Here is a 15,766-nt window from a genome sequence, read left to right as displayed (position 1 = left end):
CTTCGTGCGAAACTTGCAATGCCTCACTCGGCGGACTTCGGCGCGGGGGCGGAAGGGGGAGGGGGGGCGGAGGCTCCGTCGGCCTTGGCTCCGGCGGTGTAGGAGGACGAGCGGTAGTCGGTCTGGTAGAAACCCGAACCCTTGAAAATGATGCCTCCGCCCGTGCCGAGCAGGCGTTTCACGGTGCCGTCGCAGTCAGGCTGCGGGCAGTCCGTGAGCTTGGCTTCGCTCATGCTTTGGAAGACTTCGAAGCGTTTTCCACATTTCTGGCATTCGTAATCGTAGTTTGGCATGGTGCTGGGCGGGTCTTGTAGCACGTCCGGACCCGGGTGCAACCCCGGCGTGGGAGAATGTCGGCGGGCAGCGTGGGATTTCGCGTGCCGTGGGCGGCGGGTTCTGGTTGAGTCACGGACATGCCACCCCGCGTCAAGACCGTCGCATCCATTTCTGTCGAGAAGTTTTTCGATGCCCATGCCGCCGCCCTCGGCCTGACACTGCATGGCGAACGGGTGGGATTCGACCGCCTGATCAGCGAACCGGCGATGAACCGCCCGGGCCTGGCACTGGCGGGGTTTTTCGCCTACTTCGCCCGGAAACGGGTGCAGGTGCTGGGAAACTCGGAGCTTTCCTATTTGAAGAAACTGCCGGAACCGATGCGGATCGACCGCTTCCGCAGGATGTGCGAGCGGGACATCCCGTGCATCGTCGTCGCCCGCGGTTCCGTGCTGGATGACAGCCTCGCCCTGGTGGCGAAGGACCATGGCATTCCGGTTTTCGGCACTTCCCAGGTGACGATGAATTTCCTGAACGCGGCGACCATCCGCCTGGAACACGAGTTCGCTCCGAGCGTCACGCTGCATGGCTGCATGGTGGACATGCGCGGGGTCGGCGTGCTCATCGTCGGTCGGAGCGGAGCCGGAAAGTCCGAGACCGCCATCGGTCTTTTGGAGCGTGGCGCCTCGCTCGTGGCGGATGACATGGTGCGGGTGAAATACGTCGGTGGGGACCTGGTGGCGACCGCGCCCGACCTCTCACGCGGCTACATGGAGATCCGGGGCATCGGCATCATCAACGTGGCGAACCTCTACGGCCTCGCATCCATCCGGCCGGACAAGCGGTTGGATCTGGTGGTGACGCTCAAGCCGCAGGCGGATCTGAATGAGGTGGACCGCATCGGCCTCCAGCAGAAAACCTACGAAATCCTCGGCCAGCAGGTGAACCATGTGGAGATTCCGGTCGGTCCCGGCCGGGACACCGCGCGCATGGTGACCATCGCGGCGCTTGACCAGCAGTTGAGAAGGCTGGGTTACAACATGGCGGACGAGTTCAACCAGAAACTGCTGCACCACATGGGTGGGGGGAGATCCTTATGAACGTGTTTCAACCGTTGCTTTTTGATAGCACGGTCATGGATCCAACGATGCGATAGTTGGATCTCTCCATGGCCGGAAGCAACCGCGCGGGAATGAATTCCGCGCTCCCGGTTCATGCCGACCGCCTTGTCTCGCCCCGGTCGGATTGCAGGAAATGGTTCCAGCTTTCGTCGGCGAGGCCGTTTTCATGCATGCCGAAGAGCGGCCTCCAGCGCGGGGCCAGCGGTTTGCTCTGGGGATGCATGTTCGCCTCATGCGTCAGCTTGTTTCCCTTGCGCGTGTTGCAGCGGAAGCAGGAGGTGACGATATTGTCCCAAGTGGTGCGACCGCCCTTGTCGCGGGGCAGGACGTGGTCGAGGTTGAGCTGGGTTTCCGGCAGGACCTTGGTGCAGTACTGGCAGGTGAACTTGTCCCGCAGAAACACGTTCCTGCGGGTGAATTTCACCTCAAGCCGCGGGAGACGGTCGTAAATGGACAGGACGACGATCTTCGGCACCCGGATCGCGATTTTCGCGGCACGGATCATTTCCGCGTCCGTGCTGTCCAGCGAGTAGGAAATCCAGGACGATAGGTCATGGGAGTTGAACCGTTCCTCACCGTCCACCTGCACGACCTGGGCGTGTCCGATGCACAGCAGATGGAGCGACCTGCGGACGGAACAGGTATGGATCGGCTGCCAGAACCGATTCAATACGAGCACGGGATGTTCGAGCACGGCATTCATACCTTTCCCAACCAATCGTGCGCAAACTAGCAGAGCCCCTCCCCACGGCAACCCAAAAGCTCGCGAATTTCGCAGTTCGCTTCGGCTTTCTCCAGGGAGAGGGGCTGCAAATCGCACGGTTTCACAGCTTCGCGGGATATGTTCCGTTCCTCCCGCTCATCCGCTTCCGTGGCAAGTGTCGGCTTCGTCACATATGCGATCTTCACCGGGCGCGGCGAATACCGGATGAAGCCTGTGTCAATGATTCTCACCCCCTTGGATTCCCGGAATTTCGCACAAATCCGTCGATTGATCCGGATTTCTCCCGACCGATCCGGCTTTTGTGACATTTGTGTCACAAAAGCTCCCTTGGGAATGTCGCACAGCATCAATAACAAGCTGGCGTGTGACGCGTAACTGTCACCGTTTCGTCACACGATCCACCTACCGAAAAATGCAATCCATGAAATCCATCCGACGCGTCCTGCTCGCTTCCAGCCTGCTCGGCTGCCTTCCCGCCACCGCCGGCAACGAGGCTGTCACCGAAACCGCGGCAGCCGACGAAACCAGTTCCTCCACCGCGACGGGCCTCCTCGTCGGAAAATTCCCCGGAGAGTCCGCGTGGGACCGCGCCTGGTCCGCCTTCACTCTCTACAAGGACGACAACAACCCGATTCTCCAGGAGTTCTCGCTCCAGGGCCGTTTGCAGGTCCAATATGCCGACGGTCACTCCGACAACGGCCATTTCGACATCGAGGACTACAAGAACTCCGGCAAGGACGAGGCCGTGTGGGGCGACAAGCTTGAAGTCCGCCGCGCCTATCTCGGATTCAAGTCCAAATGGTTCCAGAACTGGAAGCTCGAAGGACAGATCGACGTCGATACCGACGGACTCGACGGCGAGGGCGGACGCACGTTCTACAAGGACATCTACGACCTCTACGTGAGCTACGCCCCCTCGGACGCTCTGAACGTCTCCATCGGCAAACAGGAGATCAAGTTCTCCCGCGAACAGGAAATCTCCTCCAAGGAAATCGTGACCTTCGAGCGCAGCCTTGTCACGAACATGACCCACCCCGGCAACCTCACCGGTATCTGGGTGAACGGCAAGGGCATCCGCGAACACTGGCTCTATGAACTCGGTGCTTACGGAAACGACCAGGTCGCCGAATTTTCCGATCTGGACGCCGGTTACCTCTTCCTTGGCAAGGTCGGCTACGACTACTCCGCGCAATCCCGCCTGGATTCCGCCATCGTGTCGTTCCGCTACATGCACAACACGGAGCCGGGCTTCAAGGATTCCAAGGTGGATCCGAACTATTCGTTCTCGGCCTCGCCCGGTTACACGGATTCCATCGCTCTTTCCAACGACATCGTGCACGGCCGCTGGGGTCTGACAACGGATCTCATCTACGGTTTCGGTGATGAGGAGCTGGCCCAGTCCGACGCTGTCGCGCTCAACATCATCCCCACCTATTTCATCGCGGACGGGTTGCAGCTCGCCGGCCGCATCCAGCTCGCATCCGGCCAGGATCCGGATGGTCTCAAGCTCGGCTCCCGCTATGAAGGGGTTTCGCCCGACACCGATCCCCTCACCGGAAAGAGGACTTCCGATTCCGCGGGCAACAGCTACTTCTCCGCCTATCTGGGCCTGAATTACTATATCTATGGTAACAAGCTCAAGCTCATGAACGGCGTGGAATACTCCCACCTCGGCGGCGGTGACTACGACGGCACCACCTTCCTCTCCGGCCTCCGCTTCTCATTCTGATTTCCAGGAACCCTCAACATCGAACGAACGACATCATGAAACACATCATCACCCTGTTCAGCGCCGCCGCAATGCTCACCATGGCCAGCGCGCAGACCCTCAGCATCAAGGGCTCCGACACCCTGGGTGCCAAGCTCGTCCCGCAGCTCGCGGAAAGCTTCAAGGCAGCTGGAAACACCGGCGTGAAATTCGAGATCGCCGCGGAAGGATCGACCACCGCTTTTCCGGCTCTCGCCAACGGCACCGCGCAGATCGGCATGTCCTCCCGCAAGGTCAAGGACGACGAGCGCACCTTCTGCCGCACCAAGGGCGTCTACCTCAAGGAGCACGAGGTCTGCCACGACATGATCGTCGTGATCGTGAACAAGAACTCCCCGCTCACCAAGCTCACCAAGGACCAGGTCGCCAAGATCTTCACCGGCCAGATCAAGGACTGGTCCGAGATCGGCGGCGCGCCGGGCAAGATCTCCATCTACACCCGCAACACCTCCTCCGGAACCTACAAGGACTGGCAGAAGCTCGCCATGGGCGGCCGCGACTATCCGAGCAGCTCCTCGAAGCTGGCTGGCAACGAGCAGATCGCCCAGGAAGTCGCCAAGAACAAGAACGGCATCGGCTACGTCGGCCTCGCCTATTCGAAGACCGCCGGAACCAAGGCGCTCTCCATCGACGGTGTCGAGCCTGTCGGCACGAACGCGAAGAAATACGCCTATGCACGCCTCTGCTACTTCTACGCTCCTGACAAGCCGAGCGCCGAGGCCGAGGCTTTCATGAAATATGTGGAATCCCCTGCTGGTCAGGACATCGTCCGCAAAGTGGGCTTCATCCCTGTCAAGGATCTGTAATCCTGTTATTGGTTAAAGTTGCCATCGAATTGAGCATCACTGGCTCGCTGGTGATGCTCAATTCTTGTTTCTCCCCTCCAACCAGCCTACCAAGTCGCCCAACACCGCATGTCGCAGGAAGAAAAAACCGCTCGTCCACCCGGTCACCGTTTTCAAAAACGCGGTCTCTCCTTTGATGGGGCGATCAAATATTTCTTCGCGTCCAATGCCGGGCTGACCATTGTCATTCTCATCCTCATCATCGTCTTCCTCCTGAAGGAAGGCCTTGGATTCTTCCCCGGCTACCGGCGGGAACTCGAGATCTACCGGGTCGCGGGTCTGGAATTCGTCGATATTTCCCGTAAGAACCTGACCGCGCAGGAGCAGCTCACCAGCCTCCTGAACCGCGCCTACTTCGCGGAAATCAACGGGAAATCGGCCCGTGAGATCCGCCGCACCCAGGAAGCGAGCGCCCTTTTCAACGCCTACACCGACCAGATCGGGGCAACGCGCGACCTGGTGGTGAACAACACCCAGGAAGGCAGCCATCCGAACCCCCAGATGATGGCCACCCTCATGGCCAACTATGAAAAACAGAAGACCAAGGCCCTCTCGTCACTCCCCGCCACCCCGCATCTCACCGAGAGCGAACGAGCCGCGTTGATCGACTCCATCCGGGGCCGCGCCGTGGATGCCACCGAAGATCCTCCGCTGGTGGCGAAACTCGCCGAGGAATACGCCGCCGCCCAACAGAAACACGCCGAGCCCCTGCAGGCGGTGCGTGCGACCATCGACACCTTTGAATCCAGCGGTTCGGAACTCAGTGGCCTCATCTCGGAAATGACCGAGACCGTCACCGCCACCAAGGCGAAACTCTCCGAAGCGGACCTGCTGGAAAAGGACCGCAAGACGCTTCTCGCCGCGGCCGCCAGCGCGAAGGATCCCGCCGAGCGGGAAAAGCTCACCGCCGAGGCCCACGCCTCGCTCGCCGAGATCCCCGATACCGAGGGACCCATCCAGCTCCTTCTGGAACGGCGCCCCGCATGCATCGAGATCCATGAGAAGCTCAGGCAGGCGGCGTCAGGCATTCCCAGCCAGCTCCCCGCGGACTTCAGCCAACCGGAGGCGAACCGCCTGCTCGGCGTGGCCCGCAAGGCGTGGCCTGTCTTTCTCAGCGACCTCGGGAAGACTCCCGCCGAGATCAACTCCTGGAAGCACGACAAACCCGTCGCCCTCACCACCGCCATCGGCTCGTTCCTCACCGGCAAGGACTGGGTCACCGGAGGGGAGTGGCAGGATTTCTACGGCATCCTGCCGCTGGCCGCGGGCTCGCTGATGATTTCCATCGTCGCGCTCGTCATCGCCATCCCCACCGGCATCGGAGCGGCGATCTACGTGAACCAGTTCGCCTCGCCGTGGGAGCAGTCCACCATCAAGCCTGTCATCGAATTCATCCAGGCGATTCCTTCCGTCGTGCTGGGGTTCATCGGCATCCTGGTTTTCGGCACTGTGCTGCGGGATCTCTCGATGTCGGATTCGTTGAGCTGGGTGCCCGGCTTCCCGATCGAGGAACGGTTGAACATCTTCACCGCCGGCTGCCTGCTCGCGCTCATGAGCATACCGACCATCTTTTCGCTTGCGGAGGACGCCATCAACAACGTGCCGGGTGCCTATGCGGAGGCTTCGGAAGCGCTCGGCGCCTCACGCATCCAAACCACGTTCCGGGTGATCATCCCCGCCGCGTTTTCCGGCATTCTCGCCGCCATCCTGCTAGGGCTCGGCCGTGTGATCGGAGAAACGATGGTTGTCCTGCTGGTCGCCGGAAACCGCATCAAGATCCCGGACTTCACCAGCGGCTTCGGCACCTTTTTCCAACCCGCCCACACCCTCACGGGCATCATCGCGCAGGAGCTGGGAGAGGTCCCGCTCGGCAGCGTCCACTACCGGGCGCTGTTCGTCGTCGGCATCGCCCTGTTCGCGGTGGTCCTTGCGATCAACGCCACCGCGCACCGCTTCGTGAACCAGATGAAGCACTAACCTTTCCGTCCCATGTCTCATCCTGATAAACTCATCCGCAAGGGGCTGCCGAAAGGCCACTTCAAGGATGTCGCCGTGCGCTTTTTGCTCGGTGGCGGCACCTATTTCATCGTCCTCATCGCGGCGCTGCTTTTCGGCAAGATCATCGTCGATGGAGCGCCCGTTCTCTTCAAGGCGGAAGCTCCTTTCGTGGACTTTGATTTCCTCACGGCGAAGAACCAGACGCTGCACGTTTTCGATGACGCGCAAGGAACCCGCCACCAGCTGCCCGCTTCGGAATACAGCGAATATCTCAAGAAGAACGAGGGTAAGGAAATCTTCAACGAGCAGAGCTATTCCTATTCGGGCGGCGGCATCGCCGGACCCATCGTCGGAACCGCGCTGCTCACCGTCGGCTCCATGATCATCGCGCTTTTCTTCGGGGTTTGTGCGGCCATCTACCTGTCGGAATACGCGAAACAAAGTCCCTTCATCCACGCCGTCCGGCTGGCGATCCTCAATCTGGCGGGGATCCCCTCCATCGTCTTCGGTCTGTTCGGCTTCTCCGTCTTCGTGCTTGCGGTGCCCGTCATCACCGCCGCGCCATCGGACCGCTCCCTCCTCGTCATCCCGCTTTTGATCGGTGACTACGTGATGAGCTTCCAAGGTTGGAACTCCTCGCTCATGGCCGGTTGTGCGACGCTGGCGTGCATGATCCTGCCCGTCATCATCACCGCCTCGGAGGAATCCCTCCGCGCCGTGCCGCAGGGCTTCCGGGATGCCTCCCTCGCCATGGGAGCCACCCGCTGGCAGACCATCCGGAAGTGCGTGCTGCCCTTCTCCCTCCCCGGCATCCTGACCTCCTCGCTGCTGTCCATCGCCCGTGTCGCCGGGGAGACCGCGCCGATCATGTTCACCGCCGCCGTCGCCGCGAAGGATGATCTGCCGTGGCAGGGATTGAAGAGTCCCTTCGACCTGCTTTCCTCGCAGGTCCAGGCGCTGCCGTATCACATCTACACCCTGGCGGCCCGCATCCCCAATTCCGAATACACGCAGCGCGCGCAGTTCGGTTCCGTATTCGTCTTCCTCCTCCTCGTCGCATTCCTGTCGGCGGGTTCCATGATCCTGCGTGCCAAGCTCCGGGCGAAACTCAAATGGTAAACATGCAAAACGCCATCCAGATCCAGAACGTCTCCTTCGCCTATCATTCCAAGCAGGTTCTTCACGACGTCACTCTCGACATTCCCGAACGGGAGATCACCGCATTCATCGGGCCCTCGGGTTGCGGGAAATCGACCTTGCTGCGCTGCATCAACCGCATCAACGACCGCATTTCCGGCGCGCACATCGTCGGAGGTTCCATCCATGTCCGCGGGATCGACATCAACCGCCCGGACATCGATCTCCAGGAACTCCGCCGCCAGGTCGGCATGGTCTTCCAAAAGTACAATCCGTTCGCGAAATCGATCTACGAGAACGTCGCGTTCAGCCTGCGTGTCGCGGGCCGGAACAAGCGGTCCGAGCTCGATGAGATCGTGGAGAACGCCCTGCGCGGCTCCGCCCTCTGGGACGAGGTGAAGGACCGCCTCCACAGCAGCGCCTTCGGTTTGTCCGGCGGCCAGCAGCAGCGTCTCTGCATCGCCCGCGCCATCGCGAACCAGCCGCAGATCCTGCTGATGGACGAGCCATGCGCGGCGCTCGATCCGCTGGCCACCCTCAAGGTCGAGGAACTGCTCGTCGAGCTGAAGAAGAAATTCACTATCGTCATCGTCACGCACAACATGGCCCAGGCCGCCCGCTGCTCGGACAGGACCGCCTTCATGTACTTGGGCAAGCTGATCGAATATGGTCCCTCCATGCAGATTTTCGAATCGCCGAAAGATCCCCAAACCGAAGCCTACGTCACCGGCACCTTCGGCTGAACCTCCCCGCACCATGCACGACATTCTCAACCGCCCGGCCACGGAACCGCAGACAGGATCTTCCATCGATGTGGAGACCCTCGATTTCTGCTACGGATCGTCGCAGGCCCTCAAGGGCATCAATGTGGAAATCCCGGCCAACGGAGTCACCGCCTTCATCGGCCCGTCCGGTTGCGGCAAGTCCACCCTGCTGCGCTGCATCAACCGCATGAACGACGAGATCCCCGGCACCCGGATCACCCGCGGCGGCATCCGGATCAACGGTGTGGACATCTACGACAAGTCGGTGGATGTGGTGAAGCTCCGCCGCGACGTGGGCATGGTGTTCCAGAAGTCCAACCCGTTCCCGCGCAGCATTTACGAGAACGTCGCCTACGGCCTCCGGCTGCGCGGCGAGTCGAACAAGGCCGTCCTCGACCAGGCCGTGCAGGAGGCGCTCCAGGCCTCGGCGCTCTGGGACGAGGTGAAGGACCGTCTCCAGGAATCCGCGCTCGGCCTCTCCGGCGGCCAGCAACAGCGGCTCTGCATCGCCCGCACCATCGCGGTGAAGCCGCTTGTGGTGCTCATGGACGAGCCATGCAGCGCTCTCGACCCGATCGCCACCGCGAAGGTCGAGGAGCTCGTTTGGAATCTCAAGGAGGACTATACTTTCATCATCGTCACCCACAGCATGGCACAGGCCTCGCGGGTGTCGGACAAAACCGCTTTCTTTTACATGGGGGAACTCGTCGAATTCGACACCACGTCGAAGATTTTCAGCAATCCCACGCACAAAAAAACCGAAGACTATATCAGCGGCCGTTTCGGTTGAGATCACACATACATATTCATCATGAACACTCCCCACATTTTTCGTGACTTTGACAAGGTGATGGAAGCCCTCAAGGCGGACGTCCTTCTCATGGCCAGCCTCGCCCGCCAGAACCTGGAGCGCGCCATGCGCTCGCTTCTGGAGCGTGACATCGACCTCGCCCGCACCGTCATCGCGGATGATTCGGACGTGGATGATCTGGAGCGCAAGATCGACCAGACCGGCATGGAAATCCTCGTGCGTTTCCACCCTGTCGCCTCGGATCTGCGTCTCGTCATCACATCCATGAAGATGGCGCATAATCTGGAAAGGATCTCGGACCATGCCGTGAACATCGCCAAGCGGTCCAAGAAAATCTGCAAGGCGAACCCGCTTGAGGAAGCCTCCCTCACGGAGCCTCTCTATTCCCTGGCGGACAAGCTCCTGCGCGACGCGCTGATGGCTTACACGGATGCGAACACCGTGCTCGGCGAGGGATTGAAACTCCGCGACAAGGAATTGGACCGTCTCCACAAGCAAATGATTTCGTCACTCAGCGGCCGGCTGGAGGATTCCAACGGACGCTCGGAAAACCTGCTGCACCTCATCTTCGTCGCCCGTTCCATCGAGCGCATCGGCGATCTGGCGGTGAACATTGGTGAGGACGCCGTGTTTCTGGGGGAGGCCCGTGACATCCGCCACGAGCACCGCAAGCTGCCGGAACAATAAATCCACATTCATCCCGCAAAGTGCGGATGTCCGTGTGGGAAATTTTTGGACAACCGGCAATCCGTGCTAAACTCCGGCCATGCTTCACCGAATCATCGTCCCCGCTTTCGCCATGTGCGCCACCGCCTTCGCCGCGGATCTGACAGCCATTTCCTTTGACGATGCGGCGGGGAAGAAAACCTCGCTCAAGGACTACAAGGGCAAGGTCGTGCTCATCGTGAACCTCGCCTCGAAATGCGGCCTCACTCCGCAGTATGAGGCTCTGGAGGCTCTCTACCGGAAGCACAAGGAGGAGGGATTTGTCGTGCTCGGCTTTCCCTGCAACGACTTCGGGGGGCAGGAGCCCGGCACCATCGAGGAGATCCAGAAATTCTGCAAAGCGGATTACGACGTGACTTTCCCCATCATGGACAAGGTCCATGTGAAAGGTGAGGAACAGCACAAGCTCTACAAGACCCTGACGGGGGAGAAGGGAGCGTTCCCGGGCGATGTGCGCTGGAACTTCGGGAAATTCCTCATCGGCAAGGATGGCAAGGCGATCGCCCGCTTCGAACCGACGACGAAGCCGGACAGTGCGGAACTGACAGGCGCGGTGGAGAAGGCAATCGCCGAACCCGCGAAGTAAGGAATGATGGACCCGTGTCCCGGGGCCGTCAGGACCTGCGGACCCGTTTCACCGCAGCTTTTCAAGCACCGCCTGCCAGACCCTGCCGGTATCGAGCTCCTTCTGGCAACGGAGGTCGAGCGGGCACTTGGGCAGCAGGCAGGGAGAGCATTCCACGTGACGGCGGACGCTGGCGTGGCGTTTTCCCAGCGGACGCTTCCAAGCGGGGTCGTTCGGCCCGAAAAGCACCACACAGGTGGCCCCCGCGTGGGAGGCGAGGTGCGGCAGCGAGCCGTCCGCCGAGATCACGAGCGATTGGCCCGCCAACACGGGCAGGGCTTGGTCGAGCGGCTCGGCATGGAACGACTCGGCGCTTTTTCCCAGATTGTCGGAGAGGATCTTCCCGAGCCCGCGTCCGGTGCCGATGCTGGCGACGGTGACCCGGAGACCGCTGGTGATGAGTTTTTTAGCGAGTTCCACCCATCGTTCGATGGGCCATTCGTGACTCGGGCCGAAATCCGACCCCGGGCAGAGCAGGACCGTTCCGTCCACGGGGTCCACACCAAGGTCGGCAGGGGCGAAATATTCCGGTTGGCCGGTTGGAATGCCCAATGTCTCGACAGCGGAAAGGTAGTGGCGCACCCGGTGTTCGAGGGGAGTAGCGGAGATGGCGAGCGGGTGGGTGAGCTGCTTTTTCAGTTTCCGCTCGTCCACTCCCAGCCGGCGGGGGATGGAGGCGTTTTGAAAAACATCCGCGGCCAGCCCGGTTTCCCACGCCAGCGAGGCCTGCCAGTTTCCCGCAATCTCCTTGGCGAGGAGCCTGGATTTCGCCTTCGCATGGATGGGGATGACGGTCAGATCCGGGAGTGTGGCCCAGAAATCCGCCTGATTTTCAGGGCAGAGGACCGCTGTTTTCAGGCCGGACGCCATCATCGCCCGCAGTGCCGGCACGGAGAAACAGGCCTCATCCCAGCGCTCGGGCGCAGCCATTATCATTTCTCCGGAAGTCATCGTCACCGACCGAGTCTAACGGAGCCAAGGCATTACGGAAATAGTAAATTTAAGCGAGATTTCCAACCCTCCGCCGTCCGCAATTTGCGGATTGCCAAGCAGGCTAACCCGGAATAGCTTCGCCGCCCGACAGCCGCTCCGCGCATGGATGCTGTCCACTGAACCGATTTTTACACCGCCGTGGGATTTGTGGATGCCATCAAACGCTGGCGGTTGGCCCGACAGGGACTCTCGTCTGGAAAAAAACGCCGGGTTCATAGCGAGAACCCGATGGTGCAAGCCTTGGAAGACAGCTTCTGGGTGAAACTCTCGCTTTACGCCACGTTCGTCGTGGGTACGGCGGCACTCGTTCTCAACTCTTCTCCGGACACGGCGTTCGGTCAGGACATTCTCAAGGGGGGGCGTTACGCATTCATCATCGCATTCACCGCGCTGGTGATGTTCCACATCAATTTGCAAGGCTCCTGCCGCCGGAACAGCCGGGTGGTGTTGGTGTTGGGAGGTATTTTCGGTCACCTGCTGCTGGTCAGGGCGGTGATGAGTCTCGCGGACGTCGGGGCGATTCCGGAGGTTTTCCGGTTTTTCGCAGTCCCGTTCGCTCTCGCACCGATGCTCCATGGAGTCCTGTTGGGACGTGCGGTGGCTTCATTTTCAGCGGTTTATGTAACGCTCATCGGTTGTTTGCTGGCTCCGGAAGAGGAAGTCCTCGGCTATCTGATCCTGAGCTTGGTGGCGGGTATGACCAGCGTTCTGCTTGCCTATCAGGTAAGGAAGCGCCTCCAGCTCCTGCAGGCGGGAATTTATATTGGCGCGGTCACCCTCGTGACCGGACTGGTGCTCGGCCGGCTGGATCTCGTCGCCGTTTTCGGACCGCAATCGATGGATCACCTGCAACTCCTGGGGAATGGCAGTGCTGCGGCGTTCGGGACGGCGGTGCTCACGGCCCTGCTCATCAGCGGACTGCTGCCGCTTTTCGAAGGAGCCTTCCACCTTACCACCGACATCAGTTGGCTGGAACTGAGCGACTTGAATCACAAGCTCCTGCGCCAGATGCAGCTCGAAGCGCCCGGGACTTTCCACCACAGCCTGGTGGTGGCCTCGCTGGCGGAAGCGGCGGCGGAAAAAGTCGGGGCGAACGCACCGATGTGCCGGGTTTGTTCTTATTTCCATGACGTGGGGAAGCTGAAAAAGCCCGGCTATTTTATTGAGAACCAACACGATGGTGGTGAAAATCCCCACAACACCCTGACCCCGACGATGAGTTCGCTCATCATCATCGCCCACGTGAAGGACGGCGTCGATCTGGCGGTGAAAAACAAGCTCAACCCGCGCATCATCGACGTCATCCAGGAACATCACGGGGATTCGCTGGTCTATTATTTCTACCGTCGGGCACAGGAGCAGAAAAAGGCGGAGATGGAAAAAGTCGACCGCCGTTTGGAAAACCCGGAGGATCTCCCGATGGTGGAGGAGAAGAATTTCCGTTACCCCGGCCCCCGCCCGAGCACGCGTGAGAGCGGCATCATTTCCCTGGCGGACAGTGTGGAAAGCGCTTCCCGCTCGCTGCAAAAACCCACGCCGGCGAAGATCCGCGCGCTCGTCGACGACATTGTCCGGACGAGAATCAACGATGGCCAGCTGGACGCATGCCCGCTCACTCTCCGCGAGCTCGCCCTGGTCAAGGACAGCTTCTCCAGCACGTTGCGCAGCATGCTTCACAGCCGCATCGACTACCCGAAGGACGATTCAGCCTCCGCCACCAAGCGGCTCTCGAGCGATCCCAGCCACGGCGGACGTGTCATCCCGATGCCGAAGCGTGCCTGATGCCTTTCAGACGGAAAACCATTATCATGTCGCTCGAAGTCATCATTGGCAACAACCAGGAAGCCACGGAAATCCCCGAAAGCTGGCTCACGGCGCTTGAAAGCATCGCCCACGAGGCCGCGCGGCTGGCACTGGAGAACGCCGCCGAAGACGACTCGCCTCTTTCCCACCTGGCAACGCTCGAGGTCGCCCTTGTGGATGACGCCACCAGCGACCAGGTCCACCGCGACTTCATGAACATCGAGGGAGCGACCGATGTGATCACCTTCCATCACGGGGAGATCGTCATCGGAGCCGGAGTGGCGGAGCGGCAGGCTGCTGAATATGGGGAGCCGCTCGCTCGTGAGATCCTGCGCTATTTCGTGCATGGACTGCTGCATCTGGCGGGGCACGAAGACGAGGATTCCCGCGAACGCGCCACCATGGAAGCCGCACAAGAGGAGATCGTCGCAGTCCTATGGACCGCCGACCTCCGGGAACGCCTCGGCGTGGCGTGACACCGGGATACCGGTGGTTCTTCTTTGTTTCGCTTCCTTCCGATGTTCAATGTTGAGCGTCCGGCGTTCGATGTTCATGGTCCTCCGCCATGTCCCGCATCAACCATTCCTTCTGCCGCTGGTGTTATTCCGACATACCGTTGGAAACCCTCTGTCTCGCCGCGAATGACATTGGCATCTCCTCCATAGAACTGGTGATGCCCGAGGACATGCCCTTGTTGAAAAGCCACGGACTGGTCTGTGCGATGATGAGCTTTCCCACGGGAAAAACCCCCGATGGAATCGAAGTCGGGCGCATTGAAAAGGCCTTCAACCGTCTCGAACACCACGACACCCTCGTGGAAATCTACGAACCCCACCTCCGGGCTTCCGCCGCCGCCGGAGTGAAAAACGTCATCGTCTTTTCCGGCAACCGCGAGGGGCTCGGCGATGAGGAGGGGCTTCGGAATTGCGCCACCGGTCTGCGCCGCCTGCTGCCATTGGCGGAAGAGCTGGGCATCACGCTCGTGATGGAACTGCTCAACAGCAGGATCGACCACCCGGACTACCAATGCGATCACAGCGCGTGGGGTGTCCGGTTGTGCGAGCTGTTGGACAGCGGGAATTTCGGCCTGCTTTACGACGTCTATCACATGCAGATCATGGAAGGTGATGTCATCCGCACCATCCGTGAGAACCACCGCTGGTTCATCCACTACCATACCGGCGGCTGCCCGGGCAGGAATGAAATCGATTCCACCCAGGAGCTGAACTACCCCGCCATCATGCGTGCGATTGTGGAAACGGGTTATGACGGGTTCGTCGGGCAGGAGTTCATTCCGCTGGCGGAAAATCCACTGGAGAGCCTGCGGCAGGCGGTGGGGATCTGCAGCGTGTGAGGGAAGGGTGGAGATGGGTGGAAAATGGAGCGCGGAATTCATTCCGCCCCGGAGACTCCCGCCATTAAAAAAGGAGGTGGTTCCGGGAAAGGCGCCCGTGGCGGCGGTGCCTGCGGCGAGAGCCTTGGAGGCGAGCAGGGAAACCGGCAGTGCGGCGGCCTGTGTGTCGGTGGCGAAACCGGCGAGCATGACGGCGGCCAGCGAGCCGCCTGCGGCGCATCCGCGTTTCGCGAGCTTGCCGCGAAGGCGTTCGGTCGCGCGGTCGATGCGTTTTTGGGCCGCATCCGTCGCGATGCCGAGTGTCCGGGCGATTTCCCGAACGGACAGTGAGCGGTAAAACCGGAGCAACAATGCTTCGCGATTTTTTTCCGACAACGAGGCGAGAGCGTCGTTGAGCAAGGGTTGCATTTCCTGCCAGACATCGTGGGACGGGCGGGGTGGCTCGGATTCCATGGCTGCCTGCAGGTGCTGGAGTTTGCGGTTTTCCCGCTGGGATTTGCGGATCAGGTTTTTCGCCTGCATCATCGCGGTGAGGTGGAGCCAGCCGCCGAGCGATGCGCATGAGGTGAGGGATCTCGCCTTTTGTGCGAGCGCGATGAAAGTGAGCTGGGAAACCTCGCCCGCCATCGAGTCGTCACGGCAGGTTCTTCTGGCTGTCGAATGCACGAGTCCGGCGTAGCGGGCGACCAGCGCGTGGAACGCGGCTTCGCGGTCTTGCTCCAGCCACTCGGCGAGCAGTTCGGGGTCGGATGGCGCGGACTTTTCCATGTTCTGAAAAAGAGTGTCATGTCACCCCGGATACCGGACAAAAAAATCCGGTGATT

General features: G+C 60.8%; 16 protein-coding genes and 1 pseudogene. 13 read left to right on the top strand and 4 right to left on the bottom strand.

The window, feature by feature from the left end; genetic code table 11:
- Positions 1 to 23: 23 nt before the first annotated feature.
- On the bottom strand, positions 24 to 293 hold the full coding sequence (locus JIN84_RS01905; RefSeq protein ID WP_200349314.1) for an FmdB family zinc ribbon protein: 270 nt from the start codon (positions 291 to 293) through the stop codon (positions 24 to 26).
- Between the two features lie 120 nt (positions 294 to 413).
- Here JIN84_RS01905 and hprK point away from each other — a divergent pair, with 120 nt between their 5' ends.
- A complete protein-coding gene (gene hprK, locus JIN84_RS01900; protein ID WP_200349313.1) occupies positions 414 to 1,373 on the top strand; it encodes an HPr(Ser) kinase/phosphatase in 960 nt (319 codons plus the stop codon).
- Positions 1,374 to 1,485: 112 nt separating this feature from the next.
- On the opposite strand, the gene JIN84_RS01895 is transcribed toward hprK, so the two are convergent.
- Positions 1,486 to 2,088, bottom strand: coding sequence for an HNH endonuclease (locus JIN84_RS01895; protein ID WP_200349312.1), 603 nt, complete (start codon positions 2,086 to 2,088; stop codon positions 1,486 to 1,488).
- Positions 2,089 to 2,539: 451 nt separating this feature from the next.
- On the opposite strand from JIN84_RS01895, the gene JIN84_RS01890 reads away from it, so the two are divergent.
- From JIN84_RS01890 to JIN84_RS01855, 8 genes are all read left to right on the top strand, one after another.
- Positions 2,540 to 3,847: a porin gene (locus JIN84_RS01890; protein ID WP_200349311.1), complete on the top strand. Its 1,308-nt coding sequence runs from the start codon at positions 2,540 to 2,542 to the stop codon at positions 3,845 to 3,847.
- Positions 3,848 to 3,882: 35 nt separating this feature from the next.
- The gene (locus JIN84_RS01885) at positions 3,883 to 4,692 is read left to right on the top strand and encodes a PstS family phosphate ABC transporter substrate-binding protein (RefSeq protein WP_200349310.1); all 810 of its coding nucleotides are present in this window, start codon (positions 3,883 to 3,885) and stop codon (positions 4,690 to 4,692) included.
- A 108-nt stretch (positions 4,693 to 4,800) separates the two neighbouring features.
- Entirely contained in the window at positions 4,801 to 6,708 is a 1,908-nt protein-coding gene (gene pstC, locus JIN84_RS01880; RefSeq protein ID WP_200349309.1) for a phosphate ABC transporter permease subunit PstC, read from the top strand.
- Between the two features lie 12 nt (positions 6,709 to 6,720).
- A complete protein-coding gene (locus JIN84_RS01875; RefSeq protein ID WP_200349308.1) occupies positions 6,721 to 7,848 on the top strand; it encodes a PstA family ABC transporter permease in 1,128 nt (375 codons plus the stop codon).
- Between the two features lie 2 nt (positions 7,849 to 7,850).
- Complete coding sequence (gene pstB / locus JIN84_RS01870; RefSeq protein WP_200349307.1) at positions 7,851 to 8,609, top strand: phosphate ABC transporter ATP-binding protein PstB; 759 nt, start codon at positions 7,851 to 7,853, stop codon at positions 8,607 to 8,609.
- Between the two features lie 13 nt (positions 8,610 to 8,622).
- Positions 8,623 to 9,420, top strand: coding sequence for a phosphate ABC transporter ATP-binding protein PstB (gene pstB, locus JIN84_RS01865; RefSeq protein ID WP_200349306.1), 798 nt, complete (start codon positions 8,623 to 8,625; stop codon positions 9,418 to 9,420).
- 21 nt (positions 9,421 to 9,441) lie between these two features.
- On the top strand, positions 9,442 to 10,128 hold the full coding sequence (gene phoU, locus JIN84_RS01860) for a phosphate signaling complex protein PhoU (protein WP_200349305.1): 687 nt from the start codon (positions 9,442 to 9,444) through the stop codon (positions 10,126 to 10,128).
- A gap of 112 nt (positions 10,129 to 10,240) precedes the next feature.
- Positions 10,241 to 10,753: a glutathione peroxidase gene (locus JIN84_RS01855; RefSeq protein WP_200350007.1), complete on the top strand. Its 513-nt coding sequence runs from the start codon at positions 10,241 to 10,243 to the stop codon at positions 10,751 to 10,753.
- 48 nt (positions 10,754 to 10,801) lie between these two features.
- On the opposite strand, the gene JIN84_RS01850 is transcribed toward JIN84_RS01855, so the two are convergent.
- Positions 10,802 to 11,722, bottom strand: a complete 921-nt coding sequence (locus JIN84_RS01850; RefSeq protein ID WP_234043143.1) for a glycosyltransferase family 9 protein — start codon at positions 11,720 to 11,722, stop codon at positions 10,802 to 10,804.
- Positions 11,723 to 11,923: 201 nt separating this feature from the next.
- On the opposite strand from JIN84_RS01850, the gene JIN84_RS01845 reads away from it, so the two are divergent.
- From JIN84_RS01845 to JIN84_RS01830, 4 genes are all read left to right on the top strand, one after another.
- Positions 11,924 to 13,567 (top strand): HDIG domain-containing metalloprotein, encoded by a 1,644-nt coding sequence (locus JIN84_RS01845; protein WP_200349303.1) that lies wholly within the window; start codon positions 11,924 to 11,926, stop codon positions 13,565 to 13,567.
- A 26-nt stretch (positions 13,568 to 13,593) separates the two neighbouring features.
- The gene (gene ybeY / locus JIN84_RS01840) at positions 13,594 to 14,064 is read left to right on the top strand and encodes an rRNA maturation RNase YbeY (protein ID WP_200349302.1); all 471 of its coding nucleotides are present in this window, start codon (positions 13,594 to 13,596) and stop codon (positions 14,062 to 14,064) included.
- 89 nt (positions 14,065 to 14,153) lie between these two features.
- Positions 14,154 to 14,942 (top strand): hydroxypyruvate isomerase family protein, encoded by a 789-nt coding sequence (locus JIN84_RS01835; RefSeq protein ID WP_200349301.1) that lies wholly within the window; start codon positions 14,154 to 14,156, stop codon positions 14,940 to 14,942.
- Positions 14,943 to 14,966: 24 nt separating this feature from the next.
- Entirely contained in the window at positions 14,967 to 15,272 is a 306-nt protein-coding gene (locus JIN84_RS01830; protein WP_200349300.1) for a hypothetical protein, read from the top strand.
- Here the strand turns inward: JIN84_RS01830 and JIN84_RS23520 are convergent.
- A pseudogene (locus JIN84_RS23520) lies at positions 15,234 to 15,710 on the bottom strand (RNA polymerase sigma factor); the annotation flags it as partial. The gene JIN84_RS01830 and the pseudogene JIN84_RS23520 overlap by 39 nt on opposite strands.
- Between the last annotated feature and the right edge of the window lie 56 nt (positions 15,711 to 15,766).

This window comes from Luteolibacter yonseiensis (genome assembly GCF_016595465.1).
Lineage (GTDB): Bacteria > Verrucomicrobiota > Verrucomicrobiia > Verrucomicrobiales > Akkermansiaceae > Luteolibacter > Luteolibacter yonseiensis.
Note: the sequence above shows the minus strand (reverse complement) of the source record. Positions and strands in the feature narration are given on the sequence as shown.